Source organism: Pseudomonas sp. 58(2021) (assembly GCF_017491585.1).
Taxonomy (GTDB): Bacteria; Pseudomonadota; Gammaproteobacteria; order Pseudomonadales; family Pseudomonadaceae; genus Aquipseudomonas; species Aquipseudomonas fluorescens_BT.
In genome coordinates this window covers 1-15,005 of sequence record NZ_JAFGYZ010000043.1, presented here as the reverse complement: position 1 = coordinate 15,005, position 15,005 = coordinate 1, and the positions used below count along the sequence as shown (strand labels likewise).

At 62.3% G+C, this 15,005-nt stretch carries 15 protein-coding genes; 7 read left to right on the top strand and 8 right to left on the bottom strand.

What is annotated here, in order from left to right; genetic code table 11:
- The 3 genes from J5M72_RS28600 to J5M72_RS28590 form a co-directional block, all read right to left on the bottom strand.
- Positions 1-1,323, bottom strand: a 1,323-nt coding sequence (locus J5M72_RS28600) for an MFS transporter (RefSeq protein ID WP_207868294.1), incomplete at its 3' end; no start/stop codon positions are given.
- 126 nt (positions 1,324-1,449) lie between these two features.
- The gene (locus tag J5M72_RS28595; protein ID WP_169428722.1) at positions 1,450-2,184 is read right to left on the bottom strand and encodes a helix-turn-helix transcriptional regulator; all 735 of its coding nucleotides are present in this window, start codon (positions 2,182-2,184) and stop codon (positions 1,450-1,452) included.
- 307 nt (positions 2,185-2,491) lie between these two features.
- The gene (locus tag J5M72_RS28590) at positions 2,492-3,421 is read right to left on the bottom strand and encodes a LysR family transcriptional regulator (protein ID WP_169428721.1); all 930 of its coding nucleotides are present in this window, start codon (positions 3,419-3,421) and stop codon (positions 2,492-2,494) included.
- Positions 3,422-3,538: 117 nt separating this feature from the next.
- On the opposite strand from J5M72_RS28590, the gene J5M72_RS28585 reads away from it, so the two are divergent.
- The 3 genes from J5M72_RS28585 (at position 3,539) to J5M72_RS28575 (ending at position 5,217) form a co-directional block, all read left to right on the top strand.
- Positions 3,539-3,832 (top strand): putative quinol monooxygenase, encoded by a 294-nt coding sequence (locus tag J5M72_RS28585; RefSeq protein ID WP_207868292.1) that lies wholly within the window; start codon positions 3,539-3,541, stop codon positions 3,830-3,832.
- Positions 3,833-3,864: 32 nt separating this feature from the next.
- On the top strand, positions 3,865-4,878 hold the full coding sequence (locus J5M72_RS28580) for a zinc-binding alcohol dehydrogenase family protein (RefSeq protein WP_207868290.1): 1,014 nt from the start codon (positions 3,865-3,867) through the stop codon (positions 4,876-4,878).
- 165 nt (positions 4,879-5,043) lie between these two features.
- A complete protein-coding gene (locus J5M72_RS28575) occupies positions 5,044-5,217 on the top strand; it encodes a hypothetical protein (protein ID WP_169428718.1) in 174 nt (57 codons plus the stop codon).
- Between the two features lie 8 nt (positions 5,218-5,225).
- Here J5M72_RS28575 and J5M72_RS28570 read toward each other — a convergent pair whose 3' ends face one another.
- Complete coding sequence (locus tag J5M72_RS28570; protein WP_169428717.1) at positions 5,226-6,431, bottom strand: multidrug effflux MFS transporter; 1,206 nt, start codon at positions 6,429-6,431, stop codon at positions 5,226-5,228.
- Positions 6,432-6,536: 105 nt separating this feature from the next.
- Complete coding sequence (locus J5M72_RS28565) at positions 6,537-6,734, bottom strand: cation transporter (RefSeq protein WP_007958490.1); 198 nt, start codon at positions 6,732-6,734, stop codon at positions 6,537-6,539.
- A gap of 148 nt (positions 6,735-6,882) precedes the next feature.
- Between J5M72_RS28565 and J5M72_RS28560 the strand changes: the two genes are divergently transcribed.
- The 3 genes from J5M72_RS28560 to cueR all read left to right on the top strand — a co-directional run bounded on the left by J5M72_RS28560 (position 6,883) and on the right by cueR (position 10,178).
- On the top strand, positions 6,883-7,266 hold the full coding sequence (locus tag J5M72_RS28560) for a hypothetical protein (protein ID WP_207868288.1): 384 nt from the start codon (positions 6,883-6,885) through the stop codon (positions 7,264-7,266).
- A gap of 111 nt (positions 7,267-7,377) precedes the next feature.
- Positions 7,378-9,768: a heavy metal translocating P-type ATPase gene (locus J5M72_RS28555; RefSeq protein ID WP_207868286.1), complete on the top strand. Its 2,391-nt coding sequence runs from the start codon at positions 7,378-7,380 to the stop codon at positions 9,766-9,768.
- A complete protein-coding gene (cueR, locus tag J5M72_RS28550) occupies positions 9,765-10,178 on the top strand; it encodes a Cu(I)-responsive transcriptional regulator (protein WP_207868284.1) in 414 nt (137 codons plus the stop codon). The genes J5M72_RS28555 and cueR overlap by 4 nt, the downstream gene beginning before the upstream one ends.
- Here the strand turns inward: cueR and J5M72_RS28545 are convergent.
- Complete coding sequence (locus J5M72_RS28545; RefSeq protein ID WP_207868282.1) at positions 10,132-11,349, bottom strand: MFS transporter; 1,218 nt, start codon at positions 11,347-11,349, stop codon at positions 10,132-10,134. The two genes, cueR and J5M72_RS28545, sit on opposite strands and share 47 nt — an antisense overlap.
- 56 nt (positions 11,350-11,405) lie before the next feature.
- On the bottom strand, positions 11,406-12,302 hold the full coding sequence (locus J5M72_RS28540; protein WP_011332300.1) for a PA4780 family RIO1-like protein kinase: 897 nt from the start codon (positions 12,300-12,302) through the stop codon (positions 11,406-11,408).
- 444 nt (positions 12,303-12,746) lie between these two features.
- Here J5M72_RS28540 and J5M72_RS28535 point away from each other — a divergent pair, with 444 nt between their 5' ends.
- Positions 12,747-14,693 (top strand): methyl-accepting chemotaxis protein, encoded by a 1,947-nt coding sequence (locus J5M72_RS28535; protein WP_169428713.1) that lies wholly within the window; start codon positions 12,747-12,749, stop codon positions 14,691-14,693.
- 214 nt (positions 14,694-14,907) lie between these two features.
- On the opposite strand, the gene J5M72_RS29120 is transcribed toward J5M72_RS28535, so the two are convergent.
- The coding region (locus J5M72_RS29120) for a hypothetical protein (protein ID WP_243433541.1) at positions 14,908-15,005 on the bottom strand (98 nt) is incomplete at its 5' end.

Sequence of the window (15,005 nt, the reverse complement as noted above, 5' to 3'; positions counted from 1 at the left end):
GAACAGCCACACCACCCCCGCCGCCACCGCAAAGCACAACGCCCCCAACGCAAATACGCCGCCCTGCCCGGTGATCGGAAACACCAGACCGGTAACCAACGGCCCAAGCAGCGAGCCCACACGCCCGATGGCCGAGGCGAACCCCGAGCCCGTCGCCCGCGCCGATGTCGGGTACAACTCCGGCGTGTAGGTGTAGAGCACCGCCCACATGCCGAACAGGAAAAACTGCATCAACAGCCCCGTGCCGATCAGCAGCGCCACGCTGCCGCCAAACACCGCGCTCTGGCCGTACAGAAACGCCATCACCCCGCCGCCGAGCAACGTGACGATGCACACCGGCTTGCGTCCCCAGCGCTCCACCAGCCAGGCCGCCATCAGGAATCCGGGAATCCCGCCGAGGGAAATCAGCACCGTGTAATACACCGACTGGGTGACCGCGAACCCCGACTGTTGCAGCAACGCGCTGAGCCAGGAGGTCAGGCCGTAGAACCCGAGCAGCGCGAAGAACCACAGGCTCCAGATCATCATGGTGCGCTGTCGGTACAGCGGCGACCAGATCTGCCCAAGGGCCGACAGGAAGTTGCCCGGAGGCGTGATCATCCGAGGCAGGCGAACCGGCTCCGGCAACGCGACCCCGCCCAGCGACTTCCGTACCCGGTCCTCGATAGCGCACAACACCTTGTCCGCCGCTTCGTGCTTGCCCGCCTGCTCCAGCCAGCGTGGCGACTCGGGAATGAAAAAGCGGATCGCCAGCACAAACACCGCCGGCACCGCCAGCACCAGAAAGATGTCGCGCCAGCCAATCAGTGGCAGCAGGAAGTACGACAGCACCCCGGCAGCGACAAAGCCCAGCGGCCAGAAACCGTCCATCAAAGCGATGTATCGCCCGCGACGTTGCGCGGGGATCAGCTCCGACAGCATCGACTGGGCGATCGGAAACTCCATGCCCATGCCGACTCCCAGCAAGATGCGGAACAGCGTCAGACTCTCGACCGTTTGCGCCGTGGAACACAGGTAACTGGCCAGCCCCCACAACACAATGCTCCACTGAAACACCGGTTTGCGCCCGAAACGATCGGCCAGCAGCCCGGAGAGCGACGCCCCCAGTACCATGCCGAAAAAGCTCGAACTGGCGAGCAACCCGGCTTCGGCGCTGCTCAGGCCGAACTCGGTTTTGATCGAGCCAAGCAGGAAGGTCATCATCGCCAGATCCATGGAGTCGAAGAAAAACGCCAGGGCGATGATGATGAAAATGATCCGGTGATAACCGCTCACCGGCAGCCGTTCCAGTCGATCGGCCGCGCTGTAGCTTGCCGTGTCCATGCCACCTCCTCTATCCGAAATGTCCGCAGATCGAGTGTGCGCGATAGACGTCAGGCGTTTGTGCCAGATGCGACCTGATCGCAGTCGTGGGCGACGCCAGTCATCAGGACAATGACAACGAGTGCTCTACAACGCCATTTCCAGCTCGGTTTCCCGGGCAAACCGGTGAATCTCCCGCTGCCCCGCCGCCGTCAACTGCAAGGCGCGGGAATCGTTGGGCAGCATCAACCAGCCGGATTGCATGAACAGCTGCAGCAACGCCGCGCCCAGCGAGCCGCCCATGTGCGGCCGACGCTCGCTCCAGTCCGGGCAAGCGCAGGCCACCTGGACATTGCGATGAGCCAGTGCCTGGATGAAGACCCCGCGACTGGCCAGTTGCGTCGCCCCCTTGTGGGTGACGACCACACGGTGTTCAAGCTGTTCGATCCATCCGGCATCGAGCAGGCGTTGATACAGGTCGGCCGCCAGCGTACCGCCCAGATGATCATCACAAAAACGCGCACGCAGCAGGGAAGACGGGGCGGCCTGTGGTCTGGCAATCGGTGTCGAGCGCTTGAACACGTCGGGAATTTTCTGCGGAGCGCTGGCGATCGAGGCACTGGCCAGTGCCTCGATCGCCGCGCCGACTTCGGGAGCGGCGAGGCGGAAGAAACGTTTGCGCCCACGGACCTCGACCTTCAACAGACCGCCAGCGGACAAGCGCCCCAGATGTGCGCTGGCCGACGACGGCGAAAGCCCCGCCAGCAGCGCCAGTTCCTCGGTCTGCCGGGCCGAGCCATCCATCAGCGCCCACATCATTGCGCTGCGTTTGGGATCGGCCAGCAACGTGGCGATCTGGCTGATGCAAGGTGCATGTTCCATGTATTCACTCCCTGTTGAATCGTATCGTCTACTGCCCGCAGACATCTTGACCCGTAATCAGTCGTCGGCCAAACCGCGCAAAATGCCCTGAGCAAAAGGCAAGGCAACAACCCCGGCCACCGGCATTCGCTGCATTTGGCGCAGCCACCACCGCCACCGGTCAGTGACGATCTGATCGTGCCTGTGCCAGCGCGCCGGTGCAGGCTTCAGGCGGACGCTAGTATAAGCGGGTTGATAGCGGCGTCCTGCGCTGGAGCGGGTGCGGCTGGTGATTGTTCCTGACAGAAATTTCGCTATTTACCTGCGACTAATGATCAACCTGCGGAAAAACGGGAAATCGGCTACTCAATTCGGCGCAACGACTGGCGAGCATCTCCCTCAACAGGTTCACCGGCTTACTCAATTGAGCGCGATGGGCGCACAGCAGATTCAGCGGAGCCCGTTCGCAGAGCAAACCTGGCAACAGCACTTTCAAGCGTCCGGCGAGCACATCGTCGGCCACATCCAGCCACGACTTGTAGGCAATGCCCGCCCCCGCAACCGCCCACAGACGCACCACGTCGGCGTCATCGCTGAAACGATCACCACTGACGGTCAGGCCGACTTCGCGCTTGCCATCGTGAAAGCTCCAATGGTCATGCACCCGGCTGCCCAGCATGTACAGCAGGCAATTGTGCTGCGCGAGCTGTTCCAGTTGCGTCGGTTCACCGTGTTTCGCCAGGTAGCCAGGGGAGGCGCACAGAACTCGCCGGTTGTTTGCCGCAATGGGCAGCGCCACCAGACTGGAATCTTCCGGTTCGCCATAACGAAGGGCGATGTCCACGGGCTGACGAAACAGGTCAGCAATGCGGTCGCCCAGCAACAGACGCACCGTCAGCCTCGGATGTTCACGCTGAAACTCGTCGAGCCACGGCAGCAGCAGGTTGCGGCCGAAATCCGAGGGCGCCGACAGTTGCAGGATCCCGCTCACCTGATCCTGCCCGCTGGCCAACAAGCGGCGTCCTTCATCCAGATTGCTCAACGCCGCCCGAGCATATTCGAGAAAGCCCTCGCCCTCGGAGGTCAACCGCAGACTGCGGGTCGAGCGCGCCAGCAATCGTGCACCGAGCTGTTGCTCGATGCGCTTGAGCGCCGCGCTGGCCACGGCGGCGGACATGTCCATCACCCGTGCCGCCGCCGACAGACTGCCCAGGTCCGCCGCCCGGACAAATAACTGCAAGTCATCGAACCGCAACATCATCAGCCTCGATTATCAAAAAAATATTGAAAGAGACTGCTCTTTTAGCCGGTTTTATCTCGTACAGAAATAGCCAATCATGCCTCCCATCGAATTCATCCCCTTTCGGAGCCGACCATGTCCCAACCCTTCACCGCCATCGCCACCCTGATCGCCAGACCGGGTCAGCAGGACGCTCTAGAGCAGCACCTGCGCGCACTGATCGAACCGACCCGCGCGGAAGCCGGTTGCGGCCAATATGACCTGCACCAGGATCTGGCCAACCCGCTGGCTTTTTACATGATCGAACAATGGGCCAGCGACGAAGCCCTCCAGGCCCATGACACCAGCGCGCATATCCAGCATTTCCGGGCGCAGGCCGCCGGGTTCCTCGAGCATTTCGAACTCAAGCGTCTGCGCGCCATCGCCTGAATCCTTCCTGACATTCACTTTCGGAGTTCTCCATGAAAGCCATCGCCTATTACGCGTCCCTGCCGATCAGCGACGAAAAAGCCCTGCAAGACATCGAACTGCCGGAGCCGGTTGCCGGCCCGCGCGATCTGTTGGTGGAAGTCAAAGCCATTTCGGTCAACCCGGTCGACACCAAGGTTCGCCAGAACGTCGCACCTGAAGGTGGCTCGGCCAAGGTGTTGGGCTGGGACGTGGCCGGCGTGGTGAAGTCGGTCGGAAGTGAAGTGACGCTGTTCAAGGCCGGCGACAAGGTTTTTTACGCCGGCTCCATCGCCCGGGCCGGTGGCAACAGTGAACTGCACGTGGTGGATGAGCGGATCGTCGGCCACATGCCGAAAACCCTCGGCTTCGCCGAAGCCGCCGCCCTGCCGCTGACCGCTATCACCGCGTGGGAGCTGTTGTTCGAGCGCCTGCAGATCCGTGAAGGCAATACCGACGAAGGTCAGAGTCTGCTGATCGTCGGCGCGGCCGGCGGCGTGGGTTCGATCCTCACTCAACTGGCCAGCCAACTGACCGGGCTCAACGTGATCGGCACCGCTTCTCGCCCACAAACCCGCGACTGGGTGACCGCGCTCGGCGCCGACCGGGTGATCGATCACAGCCAGCCGTTGAGCGAAGAACTGAAGCGCACCGGCATCGACCACGTGACTCACGTCGCCAGCCTGACCCAGACCGACCAGCATCTGGACCAACTGGTCGAGGTCCTGGCGCCGCAAGGCAAACTGGCTTTGATCGACGATCCGAAAGCGCTGGACGTGACCAAGCTCAAGCGCAAGAGCCTGTCGCTGCACTGGGAGTTCATGTACACCCGCTCTCTGTTCGAAACCGCGGACATGATCGAGCAGCACAAACTGCTCAACCGCGTGGCCGCGCTGATCGACAGCGGAACGCTGAAAACCACCGTTGGCGAGCATTTCGGCACGATTAACGCGAGCAACCTGCGCCGCGCCCATGAACTGCTCGAAAGTGGCAAAGCCAAGGGAAAAATTGTTTTAGAAGGTTTCTAAAACTCGAAAAACCGCAGTCTTCGTCAGCGCCGGATGTGGCTGGCTCGGGGCTGCGGTGTTTTTTTGCCGTCAGTCAGATGCTTGAGCCTTGTCACAATTGCGATCGTATTCAGGTCTACAATCGAAACCTCTGCGAGGCAATCTTTTACGTACGGGAGGTCAGCAATGAAGATCCTGATAAAAGAAGTGGCAAAGTCCCAATGGCAAGTTCGCCTTGACCAGCACGCCGTGACCTTCCGCAGTGAGGCCGAAGCTCGCGCCTTCACTCGCACCCTCGAAGCGCGTCTGCACGCGCCCCATCAGATTCCCGATCCCGGCCAGCAACGCGCTGTCGGCTGAGGCTTTCGTTACTGGATTTCAGCCTGCGCCTTTGCCAGCGCCCGGGCATTCTGCATGCGTCGGGTGAGCGTCGCCGCGCAGACGACCAACAGACCGCACAGGCTGATGACCATGGCCATCGGCACGGCGGTGCCATCGTGCAGAATTCCCACCAGCGCCGAAGCCCCGGCGGCGACGCTGAATTGCATGCTGCCGAGCAAGGCGGAAGCACTGCCGGCGCGACCGCCCTGCCCGTTCATCGCACACGCCGCCGCATTGGGGCTGATGCAACCAAGGCTGGCCACGCAGACGAACAACGGAATCAGCAGTGGCCACAGGGCTTCGGTGTGCAAGGCGCTGACCGCGAGCAGCGTCAGCCCGGCGCCCAGGTAAACCCAGACCGCCCGCGACAGCAGGAAGGCCGGACCACGTTTGGCCAACAGTCGCGCATTGACCTGGGCCACCAGAATGAACCCGGCCGCGTTGGTGCCGAACAGCCAGCCGAAATGCTCGGCCGGTACGCCATACAACTTGATGAAAATGAAAGGCGAGCCGGCAATGTAGGCAAACATCCCGGCGATGGCGATACCGCCAGTCAGGGCATGGCCCATGTAGACCGGGTCGGTCAGCAATCGACCGTACTGACGCAGGGCACCGGACAACGGCTGACGCGGAACATGCGCCGGCAGACTTTCCGGCAGGCCGAGCGCCACCGCCAGTCCGGCGAGGGCACTGAACGCCGTCAGCACCAGGAAGATCGACTGCCAGCCCGTGGTGTTGACCAGCAGACCGCCGAGCATCGGCGCCAGAATCGGTGCCAGCCCCATCACCAGCATCAGCTGCGAGAAGACTTTCGCCGAACCCACCGCGTCGCACTTGTCGCTGACCACCGCCCGGGCAATCACCATCCCCGCACAACCACCCAGCGCCTGCACGAGCCGCGCTCCGATCAGCCACTCCAGATTCGGTGCATAGGCGCAGGCCACTGACGCCAGCGTGAACAGTGTCAGACCGATGAGCAACGGAATCCGCCGGCCGAAGCGATCCGCCACCGGGCCGTAAGCCAGTTGGCCGATGGACAGGCCGAAGAAGTAAGCCGACAGCGTCAGCTGAACGTCTTTCTCGTCGGTACCGAACGCCAGCGCCATGGTGGGAAAAGCGGGTAGATAGAAGTCGATCGCCAACGGACCGAAAGCGGTCAGGGCACCGAGAATCAGAAGGGTACGGAAGTTCATCAGGCGTCCAGGTCGGGCAGACAATCGGGTTGAGTGTGCAGCCCGACAGTCTAGCCGCGCGAGGACGCCTTGAACATTCCGGTAGCTCGCTAACTATTAAAAAGATCAGGCGAGTTTGATCGCATATCCTTCTTCGCTGATCGCTTCGATGACCTGCTCGGCACTCAGCGCACTTTCGACACCGACTTCCTTCGCGGCCAGATCGACCCGCACGCTGGCCGCCGGATCTTTGCTCTGCACCGCCTGGGTGACGGCTTTGACACAGTGACCGCAGGACATGCCTTCAACAGTGAACACTTGCATGGAATGACTCCTTTGAGTGAGGTTGCCGGCAGTGTCGAGCTTGCCACGATGGCAAGGTCAAGTTCTGCAAACAACTGCCGGGCTGGCAATCGGCGCCGCGCTCGGCCAAGCTGCGTGCATCAATGACATGAATTCAGGAGATTCAGCCATGCGCTGGTCAGCTTTCAGCCTGTTTGGCGTACTCAGCCTTTTTGCCTGCCTGCCCCAGGCCAACGCAACCGGCGAGGATTACGCCGTTCTGATCATCTCCCGCGAGCGTCTGGAAGTGCCGACCTCCTGCGAGATCGGCGTGTACATCCAGGATCAGTTCGCCGGGCGACTCCTTCAGGAGCAGTCCACCTCGTTCAACCTGCCCCACGGCACGTTCTCCCTTCGTCTGAAGCTGGAACCGAGCCAGGTGCCGGGTTGCCAGCCGGGCATGCTGGCACCGCCGGCGCAGGAAATCTCGCTCAAGGCCGGGGATGTGGTGAAGTACCGGATCGCGGCAAACGCCAAAGGGTTGTACCTGCGGCCGGCCGCTCTCGAATACTGAGCGTTTCGAAAATGGGGGGAGCAGGTTTGCTCCCCCCATTTTTTTTGGCACTTGACCTTGCCAGCATGGCAAGGTTGATCCTGTAGGCATCCACTACAGGGAGTACGACCGATGTCCGATTCCACCACGTTCGATCTGCCCATCAGCGGCATGACCTGCGCCAGTTGCGCCGGCCGCGTCGAGCGCGCCTTGAGCAAAGTCAGCGGCGCCAGCGCCGTCAGCGTCAACCTCGCCACCGAACAGGCCCGCGTACTGGCACCCGGCGACAGCCTGCCGGCACTGATGGAGGCGGTCGAACGCGCCGGTTACAGCGTGCCGCAGCACACCGTGGAATTGAACATCGACGGCATGACCTGCGCCTCCTGCGTCGGTCGTGTCGAACGCGCGCTGAACAAAGTCCCGGGAGTAAAAAGTGTCAGCGTCAACCTCGCCAATGAACGCGCTCATCTTGAGCTGCTTGGCGCGGTCGACCCGCAAACCCTGATCGCCGCCGTGAGCAAGGCCGGCTATTCGGCCAGCCTCTTCGAACTTGAACACCAGACCGACAATCATCAGCAACGCCTCAACCACGAGCGTTGGGCGTTGATCTGCGCCATCGCCCTCGCCTTGCCGCTGGTGCTGCCGATGCTGCTGCAACCATTCGGTATTCACTGGATGCTGCCGGCCTGGGTGCAATTTGCCCTCGCCACTCCGGTGCAATTCATTTTCGGCGCACGGTTTTATGTGGCCGCGTGGAAAGCCGTACGCGCCGGGGCCGGCAACATGGACTTGCTGGTAGCGCTGGGCACCAGCGCCGGTTACGGCCTGAGTCTCTATGAATGGGCGACCGCCGCCGGGCGCATGCCGCATCTGTATTTCGAGGCCTCGGCGGTGGTCATCGCGCTGGTGCTGCTCGGCAAATATCTGGAAAGCCGCGCCAAACGCCAGACCGCCAGCGCCATCCGCGCCCTGGAGGCGTTGCGGCCGGAGCGGGCGATTCAAGTCATCGATGGCCGCGAACAGGACGTTGCCATCAGTGCTCTGCGCCTCGGCGATCTTGTACTGGTCAAACCCGGTGAGCGCTTCCCGGTGGATGGCGAGGTGCTGGAAGGTCAGAGCCACGCCGACGAAGCACTGATCAGCGGCGAGAGCCTGCCGGTGCCCAAACAACCGGGCGACAAGGTCACCGGCGGTGCGATCAACGGCGAAGGCCGCTTGCTGGTAAGCACCACGGCGCTCGGCGCGGAAAGCGTGCTGGCGCGGATCATCCGTCTGGTGGAAGACGCACAGGCGGCGAAGGCACCGATCCAGAAACTGGTGGATAAAGTCAGTCAGGTGTTCGTGCCGACCGTGTTGCTGCTGGCCCTGGCCACGCTGATCGGCTGGTGGCTGTACGGCGCGCCACTGGAAACCGCGTTGATCAACGCCGTCGCGGTACTGGTGATCGCCTGCCCCTGTGCCCTCGGCCTGGCAACACCCACTGCGATCATGGCCGGCACCGGCGTGGCGGCGCGGCACGGGATTCTGATCAAGGATGCCGAAGCACTGGAGCGCGCCCATGAAGTCAGCAGTGTGGTGTTCGACAAGACCGGCACCCTGACCTCCGGCACCCCGCGCATCGCTCATTTCAGTGCGATCGATGGTGACGAAAACGCCCTGCTGACAGCGGCCGGCGCGCTGCAACGCGGCAGCGAACATCCGCTGGCCAAAGCGGTGCTGGACGCCTGTACCGAACGCCATCTGAGCGTGCCGGATGTCAGCGACAGTCAGTCCCTGACCGGCCGAGGCATCGCCGGCCATCTCGACGGTCGACGTCTGGCGCTGGGCAATCGTCGGCTGCTGGACGAAACCGGTCTGGACGCCGGAAACCTGAGCGAATCCGCCAAGGCCTGGGAAAACGAAGGCCGCACGCTGTCGTGGTTGATCGAGCAAAGTCCGGCGCCCCGCGTACTCGGCCTGTTCGCCTTCGGCGACACCCTCAAGCCCGGCGCGCTGCACGCGGTGCAACAACTGGCGGCGCGAAATATCCACAGCCACCTGCTGACCGGCGACAACCGAGGCAGCGCTCGCGTCGTCGCCGAAGCGCTGGGCATCGAAAACGTCCACGCCGAAGTGCTGCCGGCAGACAAAGCCGCCACCGTCGCCGAACTGAAAAAAACCGGGGTCGTGGCCATGGTCGGCGACGGCATCAACGACGCTCCGGCACTGGCCGCTGCCGACATCGGCATCGCCATGGGCGGCGGCACCGACGTGGCCATGCACGCCGCCGGCATCACCCTGATGCGCGGTGATCCACGGCTGGTACCGGCCGCGCTGGAGATCAGCCGCAAAACCTACGCGAAGATCCGCCAGAACCTGTTCTGGGCCTTCGTCTACAACCTGATCGGCATTCCGCTGGCGGCGTTCGGCTTCCTCAATCCGGTGCTGGCCGGTGCGGCGATGGCCCTGTCGAGCGTCAGCGTGGTGAGCAATGCGCTACTGTTGAAAACCTGGAAACCCGAGGATCTGGAGGACAACCGATGAACATCGGCCAAGCGGCCCGCCACAGCGGCCTGAGCGCGAAGATGATCCGTTACTACGAGTCGATCGGCCTGCTCAAGGCCGCCCATCGCACCAACAGCGGCTATCGCGTCTACGGCGATGACGACCTGCATACGCTGGCGTTCATCAAGCGCTCGCGGGACCTGGGTTTCTCGCTGGAGGAAGTCGGCAAGCTGCTGACCCTCTGGCAGGACCGCCAGCGCGCCAGCGCCGATGTGAAGGCTTTGGCCCGCCAGCACATCGACGAGCTGAATCAGAAGATCCGCGAACTCGGCGAACTGCGCGACACCCTGCAGGATCTGGTCGAACACTGCCACGGCGACCACCGCCCGGACTGCCCGATCCTCAAGGAACTGGCGTCGGGCTGCTGCGCGCAACCCGCTCGCGCCTGAGCAGCAGGAGTTTCATCGACAGCACTGTGGCGAGGGGAATGCCGTGGAACAACAGCACCACGGCACCCGGCGCCCACCACGCATAGAACGGTGCGGCGATCAGCATGCCGACGCCGAACCCGGTCATCTGCAACAGCGTCAGGAAACTGAAAATCGGCAGGCGCAGGGGCTCCGGCTCCCGTTGCAAGCGCGACATCAGGCCGACTTCCGAGAACCCGTCACCCAATCCGGCCGGCAGCGAAAACAGCAACAGACCGACGACGCTGTGCTGCTGGAACATCAGGATGAACCCGCAAGACATCAGCAGCACGCCGCCGAAATAGCGGCGCTCGAGATGGATGTTTTCCGAGCCGTTCAGGCGACTGGCGATGCGCGCGCCGAGCAGTTTGCCGGCGGCCCACACCGCGAGCATCAGGCCCAGCGTGGTGCTGGCTGAATCCGGCGTGAGCAGTCTGGAAATGATCGGGAAGCCGACGTTGTGCGCAGCGCTGCCAAGGGTGTCGGCCATGGTCACCGCCAACATCGCCGCCACCACCGGAGCGCTGCGCAGGCCTTGCAACAACGCCGACCATTCACCTTGTTTAACACTGGATTCAACCACTGGCTCAGGTGCACTGAACCGCAGCGGCACGATCAACGCCGCCGCCAACAAATAGGTCAGCGCATTCAGCGCGAACACCGTTTCAAAACCAAATCCCGCGACCAGCAACCCGGACACCAGACTGCCGCCGACCATCGCCATGGACGAGGCGGACGTGATCCAGGCATTGGTCTTGAGCAACTGCGCCGACTCGATCAATCGCGGCAACTGACTGTTGAGACCGATGGCGAACATCGAATTACCGAAGCCCAGACCGAACGCAATCAGCGGCAGCAACAACGCCTGCTGACTGACCGGAACGATCAGCAACAGCCCGAGCACAGCGGCGCGCAGCAGATCGAAGGCAATCAACGGCAAGCGGCCGCTGCATCGGCGATAGAACGCGGTGCCGATCAGGCTGGCGAAAATCCCGCCGCCCACGCGACTGGCGAGAAAAATCCCCACGCTCATCGCGCTGTTGCTCAGCAGATAGACATAAGTGGCCAGCGCCACCATGTTGAGGAACGCGCCGAAATCGGAAATCAGCCGGGCCGTGATGATCAGCCGGGCATTGCGGGACGTGGTGCTCACAATCAATCCTTGAATGTGTAAAACCCGGCCGAAGCCGGGTTTTCTTTTTCAGATGCTCACTGCATCCAGGGTGGCGGAGGCGGTTCGTCAGACTTGCCCTTGGGCTCGTCGTCCGCCGCGCGGATGGCTTGCTTGCGCTCCTCATCCAGACGCGCCGCTTCGATCTCGCGCAGTACCCCGCCGACATCGGCCAGGTCTTCGGGATCGTCGAACTCGCCGGTCAGCACGCTGGCCGGGTGCAATGTCCCCGCTTCGTACAACGCCCACATTTCCTTGGCGTATTTGGTTTTCTTCAACTCCGGGGCGAAGCGGCCGAAGTACGACGCCATGTTGCCCACGTCACGCTCCAGCATGCTGAACGCGTGATTGTTGCCGGCGGCGTCCACCGCCTGCGGCAGGTCGATGATGACCGGGCCGGTCGGTGTCAGCAGCACGTTGAACTCCGAGAGGTCACCGTGCACCAGACCGGTACACAACATCAGCACGATCTGCGAAATCAGGAACGCGTGGTATTCGCGGGCCTGATCCGGTTCCAGCACCACGTCGTTCAGACGCGGCGCGGCATCGCCGTATTCGTCGGCCACCAACTCCATCAGCAGCACGCCTTCAAGGAAGTCGTACGGCTTGGGCACTCGCACCCCGGCATTGGCCAGGCGGAACAGCGCCGCGACTTCGGCGTTCTGCCAGGCATCTTCGGCTTCCTTGCGCCCGAACTTGGACCCCTTGGCCATCGCCCGGGCCTGTCGGCTGTTACGAACCTTGCGGCCTTCCTGATACTCGGCCGCCTGGCGGAAACTGCGTTTGTTCGCCTCCTTGTAGACCTTTGCGCAACGTAACTGATTGCCGCAGCGCACCACATAAACAGCTGCTTCTTTGCCACTCATGAGTGGACGCAGCACTTCGTCGACCAGACCGTCCTCGATCAGGGGTTCAATGCGTTTTGGAGTCTTCATCAGCTTTTATTGTGGGTCCTTTATTACCAAACACGCGAATGTCACTCGTTATACGGCAATCCTCGCATCACGGGGAGGGGTTGCCGACCTGTGAACCTGTGGATGCACACACTGTGCCGGATCAAATACGTCAATCCATCGCCCTTGTATCGACCGCTGCGAATCATAGCCGAGCCCACCGAACTTGTTGTCGCAAGGACTTGAGGGCATTTGCGACAGAATCTGACATCCCGCCGCACACAGCTCGTAAGAATTTTCTCTTCCGGCCTCAATTTCCCTCTCGTGCGGCCGAATTCCTCTGTGACAGAGGAATTTGTCCGACAATCGTTCCCAAAAAAATGTCGATGTCGCATCCAAGGAAACGGGTGAGAAATAGGTTTTTCGGCTGCCAATAACCGCGAGTCATCTGCACTGCGTGGGCCTACAAGAAAATCTGGAGCGCGGATGAACATCAAACAGAAGTTGACCTGGGCGTTTGCAATCATCGCCTGCTTGCCCGTGGTGCTGGTCGCCACGCTGGTGGTACTGAACCTGCGCAGCGATGCCCGGGACGATTTTGTCGACAGCAGCGGGCGCGAGATCCGTCAGGTCAGCAATGCCATGCAGCTTTTTTTCGACGGCATCAGCCAGAACGTCGATTACCTGGCGGCGCAACCATTGGTCAAAAACGCCGACGGCAGCGTGCGCAGCCGCATGAGCGCCAACGCTTCCGACACCTCGGATGGCGAGATCGACAAACAACTGTTTGCACTGTTCGAGGGGCTGGCCAAAGCCCACCCTGCCTACTCCTACGTTTCTTATGGATTGAACAGCGGCGGCTATGCCTTCTGGCCGGGCGATCCGAAGATGGCCAACTACGACCCGCGCACCCGCCCGTGGTACAAGACCGCCATGGCCAACCCGGGCAAGACCCTGCGCACCGAAGCCTACTACTGGGCCGGCGATGACGCGGTACTGGTCAGCACCGTGCGCGCGGTCGCCAACCAGTTGGGCGCCCAGGGTGGCGTGGTCAACATTGACGTGTCGCTCAAGCAACTGACTGAGATCGTCAAACAGATCAAGCTCGGTGAAAGCGGTTACCTGATGCTGATGGAAAACACCGGCACGGTGCTGGTCGATCCGAAGCAACCGGAGCACAACTTCAAGCGACTCGACAGCCTCGGCGACGGCTACGCGCAACTGGCCAAGGCCGGCAAAGGCCTGGTTGACATCGAGCTCAACGGCGAGCGCTACATGGCCAATGTCTGGCCATCGGAGCAACTGGGCTGGACCTTCATCGGCCTGATCAAACAGAACGAAGTGATGAGCTCGGCGACCCGCCTGACCTGGCTGATCGCAATCATAGCCGCGGTGCTGGCGGTGTTCTTCGCCGTGGTCGGCGCCAGTTTCGCCAGCCTGATCGTGCGGCCGATCCGCAGCGTGGCCAATGGTCTGGAAGGCATCGCCCAGGGCGAAGGCGACCTGACCAAGAACCTCGACATCCGTGGCAGCGACGAAACCGCGCAACTGGCCAACTGGTTCAACCAGTTCCTCACCGCGATTCGCAGCCTGATCCAGCACATCGGCGGCGCGGCCGGGAAAATCCTTGCCACTTCGCAGAGCTCGACCCGGGTCTCCGGCGACATGGCTGAAGCCGCCGGCCGTCAGCGCGAAGCGGTGGACATGGTGTCGACTGCGTTTCACGAAATGGTCGCCACCGCCAACGAAGTCGCCCGCTCGTGCAGCCAGGCGGCGGAGTCGGCCGACAGCGGTCAGCGCCAGGCCCGCGAAGGTCAGCAACAGATCGATGCGGCGGTGCACAGCGTCGATCAACTGAGCCAGGAGCTGGAACAGTCGGCACAGTCGATGCAGCAACTGGAGCGTGACAGCAATGACATCCAGTCGATCCTCGGCACCATTCGTTCCATTGCCGAACAGACCAACCTGCTGGCGCTCAACGCCGCCATCGAGGCGGCGCGGGCCGGTGAGCAGGGGCGTGGTTTTGCGGTGGTGGCCGACGAGGTTCGCGCACTGGCCAAACGCACGGCGGATTCGACGGCGGAAATCGACGGCCTGCTGGGCAACCTGGCCAAACGCACCAGCGCGGTGACCCAGCAGATGCGGGCCAGCCTCGACGTGTCGCAGCAATCGGTGGCACGCATTGGCGAGGCGCGGGAAAGCTTTGGGCAGATTCGGGAATCGGTGGATGTGATTCGTGACATGAACACGCAGATCGCGACGGCGGCGGAAGAGCAGCATCAGGTGGCCGAGGACATCAATCGGCACATCAGCCAGATTCATGGTGATGCGCAACTGGTGGCCGAGCTGGCCAATTCGGCGCGGCTGGATTCGCAGAGTCTGGCGGGTTTGTCGAATGAGCTGGATGGGTTGGTGCGCAGGTTCCGGACTTGAGATTGGGGGGGCCCTGAAAAGCCCCCTCACCCCAGCCCTCTCCCGGGGGGAGAGGGAGCCGACCGAGTTGTCTTGCGTCATACATCGACCTGAAAAAAAGTGTCGATTATGGATTCACAGCCAATCTCTCACGTCGGTGAACCTCTCCAATATCCCCCAATCAGTCCCCTCTCCCTCCGGGAGAGGGTTAGGGTGAGGGCAAGCTTTTGCTCCTCTAGCGCTCGATGATCGCCGTCACACCCTGGCCACCAGCCGCACAAATCGAAATCAACCCCCGCCCCTGCCCCGCCGCATCCAGCAACTTCGCCAGGT